6 protein-coding genes are annotated in these 8,319 nt (G+C 45.3%); all 6 read left to right on the top strand.

Going from position 1 to position 8,319, the window contains the following annotated elements; all coding sequences use genetic code 11:
- Positions 1-631: 631 nt before the first annotated feature.
- Positions 632-889 carry an oxaloacetate decarboxylase subunit gamma gene (locus tag R7R78_RS17760; RefSeq protein ID WP_005379932.1) on the top strand — a complete coding sequence of 86 codons (258 nt, stop codon included), beginning with the start codon at positions 632-634 and terminating at the stop codon, positions 887-889.
- A gap of 31 nt (positions 890-920) precedes the next feature.
- Positions 921-2,705, top strand: coding sequence for a sodium-extruding oxaloacetate decarboxylase subunit alpha (gene oadA, locus R7R78_RS17755; protein ID WP_225474072.1), 1,785 nt, complete (start codon positions 921-923; stop codon positions 2,703-2,705).
- 9 nt (positions 2,706-2,714) lie between these two features.
- The gene (locus tag R7R78_RS17750; protein WP_225474071.1) at positions 2,715-3,845 is read left to right on the top strand and encodes a sodium ion-translocating decarboxylase subunit beta; all 1,131 of its coding nucleotides are present in this window, start codon (positions 2,715-2,717) and stop codon (positions 3,843-3,845) included.
- Between the two features lie 123 nt (positions 3,846-3,968).
- Positions 3,969-4,919, top strand: coding sequence for an NADP-dependent oxidoreductase (locus tag R7R78_RS17745; protein ID WP_225474070.1), 951 nt, complete (start codon positions 3,969-3,971; stop codon positions 4,917-4,919).
- Complete coding sequence (locus R7R78_RS17740; RefSeq protein WP_005379938.1) at positions 4,913-5,374, top strand: YqaA family protein; 462 nt, start codon at positions 4,913-4,915, stop codon at positions 5,372-5,374. Before R7R78_RS17745 ends, R7R78_RS17740 begins: the two co-directional genes overlap by 7 nt.
- 9 nt (positions 5,375-5,383) lie before the next feature.
- On the top strand, positions 5,384-8,227 hold the full coding sequence (locus R7R78_RS17735; protein ID WP_017820389.1) for a M16 family metallopeptidase: 2,844 nt from the start codon (positions 5,384-5,386) through the stop codon (positions 8,225-8,227).
- Positions 8,228-8,319: the final 92 nt, after the last annotated feature.

The following is an 8,319-nucleotide window of genomic DNA, read 5'->3' as shown; positions in this document are numbered from 1 at the left end:
GTCCTTAGCTCAGCTGGATAGAGTACCTGGCTACGAACCAGGCGGTCGGAGGTTCGAATCCTCCAGGACGCGCCACTCATTGAAACAGCCTCGCAATTGCGAGGCTTTTTTGTATCTAGACATCTGAAATATGGCGTAGGATCACTAGAAGAGCCTATGTTCCTCTTTTTTAAAAGCGAATATGTGCGTATCTAAGCAATTTGCTATCAAGCTTCTGTCGCATCGTGTGAAATCATCCTGATTATCCCTCCTATACACTGACTTCCATTTTTCATTTCAATCACTCTCATGTAGTCACTTTGTTTGTTATTTGTTTATTTATTGTTAATCTTGTTCATCTTTTTGTTTTTGTTGGTTTTTACTGCGTGAATCCCGATTTGATTTTGAAATCTAAATCGCAGTTTTTATTTATGTCCTCCTTTACTCTGTTCGTAAGGTGATAGCGATTTGAAGTGATTATTTTGTCATGAACTGTGATCTGGGTAGTGAATAAATAATCATTTATCAGGATTACTACAAACCTTCCTTAAACAAAATTGACAAAATTTAACCAATCGAGATAATCCATGGGTCGGGATTTGACACTATTAAAGTCCTGCACGTTGTCAGGATGACAAAGAAAGGAAGCAACATGACTAATATAGGAAGCCTGCTAGTAGATGCGGCCACCCTGATGCTTACGGGGATGGCGGTCGTATTTATTTTCCTCACTATTCTTGTTTATCTCGTTCGGTTAATGTCGAAATTGGTACCAGAAGAAGTACCAGAGCCGATCGCAGCACCAAAAACAAACACTAATATTCAATCAACCTCTTCAGCTGTTAGTCCACAAGTAGTGGCGGCGATCTCGGCTGCGATTCATAAACATCGCGCCTCATTCGCGAAGTAGCCGAACTAGGATTAAAAAGGAGTTTAAGAGCATGTCTAAACCACTAGCTATTACTGATGTGGTCCTTCGTGATGCCCATCAATCACTATTTGCTACGCGTATGCGTATTGAGGATATGCTGCCTATCGCAGCTGAGTTGGATAAGGTTGGTTACTGGTCTCTAGAGACTTGGGGTGGTGCAACATTTGATTCTTGTATTCGATTCTTAGGGGAAGACCCTTGGGAGCGTTTACGTGAACTAAAAAAAGCGATGCCTAATACACCAATGCAAATGCTACTGCGTGGTCAAAACCTTTTAGGATACCGCCATTATGCCGACGACGTAGTAGAGAAGTTTGTTGAACGCGCGCATGCTAACGGCATGGATGTATTCCGTATTTTTGATGCAATGAATGACGTGCGAAACTTCCAGAAAGCCGTTAAAGCAACGGTTGATGTTGGTGCGCATGCTCAAGGTACGTTGTCTTACACTACGAGCCCAGTGCATAACGCAGACACTTGGGTTGACTTGGCAAAACGCCTAGAGGATTTAGGTTGTCATTCGCTGTGTATTAAAGATATGTCTGGCTTACTTAAGCCTTATGAAGCGGAAGAGCTTATCACGCGTATCAAAGCGTCTTGTGATGTGCCATTGGCACTTCATTGTCATGCAACAACGGGGCTGTCTACAGCAACAGCGGTAAAAGCAGTAGAAGCCGGTATTGATATTCTCGATACTGCGATTTCTTCAATGAGTTGTACTTACGGTCATACACCGACTGAAACGGTAGTCGCTATGCTAGAAGGCACCGAGCGAGATACCAATTTGAAACTCGAGCAACTGGAACCTATCGCCGCATATTTCCGTGAGGTACGTAAGAAGTATGCGAAGTGGGAAGGCCAGTTAAAAGGAGTCGATTCACGCATCCTGATTGCTCAAGTGCCTGGTGGTATGCTGACCAATATGGAAGGCCAGTTGAAAGAGCAGGGCGCTGCGGATCGCATTGATGAAGTATTAGAAGAGATCCCTCGTGTACGTGAAGATCTTGGTTTCATTCCATTGGTGACTCCAACTTCACAGATCGTCGGTACGCAAGCGGTGATTAACGTTCTTACTGGCGAGCGCTATAAGAGTATTACCAAGGAAACCGCTGGTCTATTGAAAGGTGAGTACGGTCAAGCGCCAGCCGAGTTAAATGCAGAACTGCAAGCGAAAGTGCTTGATGGTAAAGAGCCAATTACCTGTCGTCCTGCCGATTTACTTGAGCCTGAAATGGAGACGCTTACGGTTGATCTGATGGAGAAAGCGAAATCAGAAGGCATTAAGCTAGCAAGTGAGCGTGTTGATGACGTACTCACTTATGCACTTTTCCCTCAAGTTGGGCTTAAGTTCCTTAAGAATCGTGAAAACCCAGAAGCATTTGAGCCTGCACCAACGCTAGAAGCTGCAAAGCCTGCTGTACCTGCGGCTCAACCAGCAACTGGCGGTGTAGAAACTTATAGTGTACGTGTTGACGGGCAGGTGTATGAGGTGGAAGTTGGTCCTAAAGGTGAACTGACATCTGTTGCTCCTTCTAATGCACCGGCAAAATCGGCTACACCTAGCACACCTTCTAATGCTTCAGCTGAAGCGGTGCCTGCTCCTCTTGCAGGTAACATCTTCAAAGTGAATGTTCAGCCTGGTGCTGAGGTAGCTGAAGGCGATGTATTGCTCATCCTTGAAGCGATGAAAATGGAAACTGAAGTACGAGCGGCGCGTGGTGGTGTGGTTCAAGAGCTGAACGTTAAAGAAGGCGATGCTGTCACAGTAGGTGCGCCTCTGTTGAGCCTGGCGTAAGGGAGTATCATGGACGGATTGTTAACCCTTTGGGCAGAAACAGGGATCGCTAACTTCGAGTTCGGCCAAATCTGTATGATGCTGGTTGGTTGTACTTTGCTGTTTTTGGCAATTAAAAAAGGATTTGAACCTTTACTGTTATTGCCGATTGGTTTCGGTACTATTTTGGCGAATATTCCAAATGCTGGCTTTACTGAGCCTGGTGGCTTGCTCTACTACGTTTACTACATTGGGATTGAATCGGGTGTGTTCCCGCTATTGATCTTCATGGGTGTGGGCGCGATGACCGACTTTGGTGCTTTGATCGCAAACCCAAAAACGTTGTGGTTAGGTGCGGCTGCGCAGTTTGGTATTTTTGCAACACTGTTTGGCGCTATTTTGCTCAACTATGTACCTGGCATGGAGTTCTCCATGGCAGATGCTTCGTCTATCGCGATCATCGGTGGTGCTGATGGGCCGACAGCGATTTTCTTAGCGAGTAAGCTCTCTCCAGATCTGCTAGGTGCGATTGCAGTCGCGGCATACAGCTATATGGCATTGGTGCCGATCATCCAGCCACCAATCATGAAAGCACTGACAACCAAGGAAGAACGTCAAATTAAGATGGCTCAGCTTCGTCATGTTGGTAAATGGGAGAAAGTCATCTTCCCGCTTGCTGTATTACTGATGACGATTCTGTTCTTACCTTCAGCTACGCCATTGGTTGGTATGTTCTGTTTGGGTAACTTGATGCGTGAAGCTGGTGTGGTCGATCGTTTATCGAAAACTGCTCAAAATGAATTGATCAACATAGTGACTATTTTTTTAGGTCTTGGTGTTGGTTCTAAGCTGCAAGCTGAGCAGTTCTTGAACCTAGAAACGTTAGGTATCTTGGGGTTAGGCGCAGTTGCATTTAGTATCGGTACTGGTGCGGGCGTCCTGATGGCGAAACTGCTTAACAAGTTCTCGAAAGAAGACATCAACCCACTTATTGGTGCGGCTGGCGTTTCTGCGGTACCAATGGCCGCGCGAGTCGTAAACAAAGTTGGTTTACAAGCTAACCCGCAAAACTTCTTGTTAATGCATGCGATGGGACCAAACGTTGCTGGTGTGCTGGGTTCAGCCGTTGCGGCTGGTATATTGTTAGCACTTGTTGGTTAGACATTATTGAAAATGGAATGATCAACCAATTTACAAAATCACGATTAACTTAGGTTAACAAAATGGTTTATAGTCAAAGGGATGCTTTCGCATCCCTTTTTGTTTTCTTGCAGGGAATGGTTTATGGAACACAAACAGATCGTTATCACTGAGTTTGGTGATGCCAACGTACTCGCGATTCAACATGCTTCTACACCATCACCACAGCTTGGTGAAGTCTTAGTAAAAGTCGCTTTTTCAGGCGTAAATCCTATTGATGTCAAAACTCGAGCTGGGCTCGGTTGGGCGGCAGCGCAGAATAAGGATAATTTACCTTGGGTGCCAGGTTACGACATCTCAGGAAAAGTGATGTCTTGTGGAGAGGGGGCATCACGCTTTAATGAAGGTGATGAGGTGGCTGGATTTATTGGTTTCCCAGTTCGAGGCGGTGGATACAGTCAATACATATGTGTTCCAGAAACTGAGTTAAGTCATGTTCCTAGCTCTGTCACTTTAGAGGCAGCTGCTGCATTACCGTTGGCGGGACAAACTGCGGCACAAGCTCTCAGTAAGGCTAATGTGACGGAAAACGATCGCGTACTTATCCTCGCTGGTGCCGGTGGTGTTGGACACCTCGCGGTACAAATTGCGATCGCGACGAAAGCGGAAGTCTTTACAACCTGCAGTGAACGAAATTTAGATTACCTTGCGACGCTCGGTGCTCATGCAGTGAACTATCAATTTGCACCAGTGTCAGAACGTGTTGAAGATGTTGATGTTTTGATTGATTTAGTAGGCGGAGATGCTGCGTTAGATGCGCTTAAATGCCTGAAAGACAATGCGAGAGTCATCACCGTTCCAACCATAACTGCTGAGCTGATTTGTGAAAAAGCCAAACTCCTAGGCTTTGAGGCTAGTGGCATGTTGGTTGAACCAGACCCTGCGCAGTTAGATACCTTGTTGTACATGGTCGGCGTTGGCTTACTGAAGACTGAAATTCAACAGGTTTATCCTATGAGTGATGTCATTGGTGCTCACCAGCAGGTCGAATCAGGAAGAACCAGAGGCAAGGTGTTGCTTGATATGACATGCTAGAAGCATTTAACACGAGTTTTGAAAGTTTAGCGCTTTGGTTTTCAGATTCAGCATTATGGGTGCTTTTCATGACCGGTTTTCTCAGTGCCACGTTGTTGCCTGGTGGTTCTGAGGCGGGCTTAGTTGCCACTCTCTCATTAAATCAATACTCCGTTTCTTCAATTGTTATGGTCGCTACTATCGGTAATACGCTTGGTGGCTTAACAAATTATTGGCTTGGCTTGTGGATTCCCAACAAAGCACAAGAGGAAAAGCACGGTCATACCGCATTAAAGTGGCTCTCTAAGTATGGCTATTGGGGATTATTTTTTAGCTGGTTACCTGTAATAGGAGACCCGCTGTGTTTAGCCGCAGGGTGGCTAAGAATGAAGTTTCTGCCTTGCGTGATTTTAATATTTTTAGGAAAGGCTGCTAGGTATAGCTTACTTGCGGCCATCTATCTCGGATTATTTTAAGGAAAGTACATGAAGATGTTTTGGGTTGGCGCGTGTTCACTGTTGGTGATCACGGGCTGTGCATCAAATACGCCAGTTTCATCACTGCCGAAAGGGGTAACTTTCGTTGAGTCATCGAAAGCTGAAGAAGGCAAAGTTAAGATTCCATACCAAAAGTATAAACTCGATAATGGTTTAACGGTGATCTTAGCTCCTGAAGATTCTGACCCATTGGTCCATGTGGATGTGACTTACCATGTTGGTTCAGCTCGTGAAGAAGTGGGTAAGTCTGGTTTTGCGCATTTCTTTGAGCACATGATGTTCCAAGGTTCAGAGAACGTTGGTGACCAAGAGCACTTCAGAATCATCACAGAGGCTGGCGGCACGTTAAATGGTACAACAAACCGCGATCGTACTAACTACTTTGAAACTGTCCCTGCTAACCAGCTCGAGAAAATGCTGTGGTTAGAGTCTGACCGTATGGGCTTTTTGTTGGATGCGGTTTCTCAACGCAAATTTGAAATTCAGCGTTCGACTGTAAAAAATGAGCGAGCTCAGCGTTACGATAATCGTCCTTATGGCTTAATTTGGGAGCGCATGTCCGAAGCGCTATATCCTGAAGGTCATCCGTATTCGTGGCAAACCATTGGTTATGTTGAAGATCTTGATCGTGTTGATGTGAACGACCTCAAAGCGTTTTTCTTGCGTTGGTATGGCCCAAACAATGCGACTATCACGATCGGTGGTGACTTAGACGTTGAACAAACTCTAGAGTGGGTAAATAAGTACTTCGGTTCGATTCCTCGTGGTCCTGAGGTTGAAAATGCGCCGAAACAACCTGCAAAACTGCAAGAAGATAAATACATCACTCTAGAAGATCGTATTCAACAACCTATGGTGATGATCGCGTGGCCAACAACCTACAACGGCGAAGAAAGCCAAGCGTCTCTCGACACGTTATCAGAAGTATTGGGTGGCGGTACCAACAGCGTGCTCTATCAAGACCTAGTGAAGACTCAAAAAGCGGTCGATGCTGGTTCATTCCATGACTGTGCTGAACTGGCGTGTAACTTTTACGTTTACGCAATGGGCGATTCTGGAGACAAAGGCGACCTATCAAAACTGTACGACGAGCTTTTACAATCACTGAATCAGTTTGCGGAAAAAGGCGTGACAGAAGATCGCCTTGAGCAGTTGAAGGGTAAAGCGGAAGCGGATGCTATTTTTGCGCTAGAAAGCGTTAAAGGTAAAGTGACTCAGTTGGCTTCCAACGAGACATTTTTCGGCGATCCTGATCGTCTTGAGCAACAGCTTGAACAAATCCGTGCAGTTACGCCGACTTCGGTAGAAAAAGCGTATACGGACTTTATCCAAGGTAAGAACAAAGTGACCCTAAGCGTGGTCCCAAAAGGAAAAACAGACCTTGTCGTAAAACCTGCGACCTTTGTGACACCAAAGCGTACGTTGCCAGAATATGAGAAGATTTCCGATGACCAATTGGCGTATCGTCGTGCGACCGATAACTTCGATCGCTCAGTGCAACCGCCAGTAGGAGAACCAGTGAAAGCGACGATGCCAGAGCTGTACGAGTTACATTTCAAGAATGGCTCAGAGCTGCTTGGTGCAGTTAGCGATGAAACGCCGACGGTGATGATGCAATTTAGTCTACCTGCAGGGACACGTTTTGTTGAAAAGGGTAAAGAAGGTCTTGCCCAATTGACCGCTGCGATGTTGCAAGAAGGCACAACGAAACGCAGTGTCGAAGAGATTCAAGCTGAGCTTGATAAACTGGGTAGTGTTATCTCTGTTAATGCCACAGGTTATACAACAAACATCAGTGTTTCTGCTCTAGAAAAGAACTTAGAGCCGACGTTAAAAATTGTCGAAGAGATGTTGCTGTCTCCTGCATTTAATCAAGATGATTTCGAGCGTGTAAAAATGCAAGCGCTAGAAGGCCTGGTATATGAGCACCAAAATCCAAGTTGGATGGCGTCACAAGCGAGTCGCCAGGTGCTCTATGGGGATTCGGTTTTTGCTCGACCAAAAGACGGCACGCAAGCAGGTGTCAGTGCATTAACGTTGGATGATGTCCGTGAATTCTACTCGAAGCATTACACGCCACAAAGTGCGCAAATCGTCGTTGTTGGTGACATCAATAAACAGGAAATTGAGCAGCAACTGACGTTCTGGAAAAACTGGCAAGATGAAGCTGCGCCATTGTATGCACCGCAAAGCATTGCTGCATTAGGTGAGCAAAAGATCCATCTTGTTGATAAACCAGGAGCGCCGCAAAGTGTGGTCATGATGGTTCGTCAAGGTATGCCTTACGACGCAACGGGCGATTTTTACCTAAGCCAACTGGCAAACTTCAACTTAGCTGGGAACTTCAATAGCCGCATTAACCAAAATCTACGTGAAGACAAGGGTTACACATACGGTGCTTACGGCTATTTCTCTGGTAATCCAGAAACAGGCTCGGTGGTTTTCACCGCGCAAGTACGAGCGGATGCAACGGTTGCTTCGATCATTGAGATGGAAAATGAGCTAAATGAATACTCGCAGTCAGGTATTACTGATGAAGAGATGAAATTTATGCGTCAAGCGGTCGGTCAAAAAGATGCACTGAAATATGAAACGCCAACACAAAAAGCGGAGCTCATCAGTGATATTCTTAAGTACAACCTCGATCATGATTACTTGCAGCAAAGAAACGCTATCGTAGAAAAAGTTGATAAGCAGACGTTGAATGCGCTGGCTCAGAAATGGTTTGATCCAAATGACTATCAAATTATCGTCGTTGGTGATGCTAAATCGTTGCGTCCTCAATTAGAAAAGTTGGGGAAAGACGTAGAAGAGCTTGAAATCATTCGATAGAGTACACATTTAATAGCGGAGAAACGTTTCTCCGCTATTCATCTAGATAAGCAACTTTTCGTGGGTTATTTATCTAGATGCATTAACTATCA

Source organism: Vibrio sp. 2134-1, from assembly GCF_033339495.1.
This window is presented reverse-complemented; position numbering and strand designations above follow the sequence as displayed.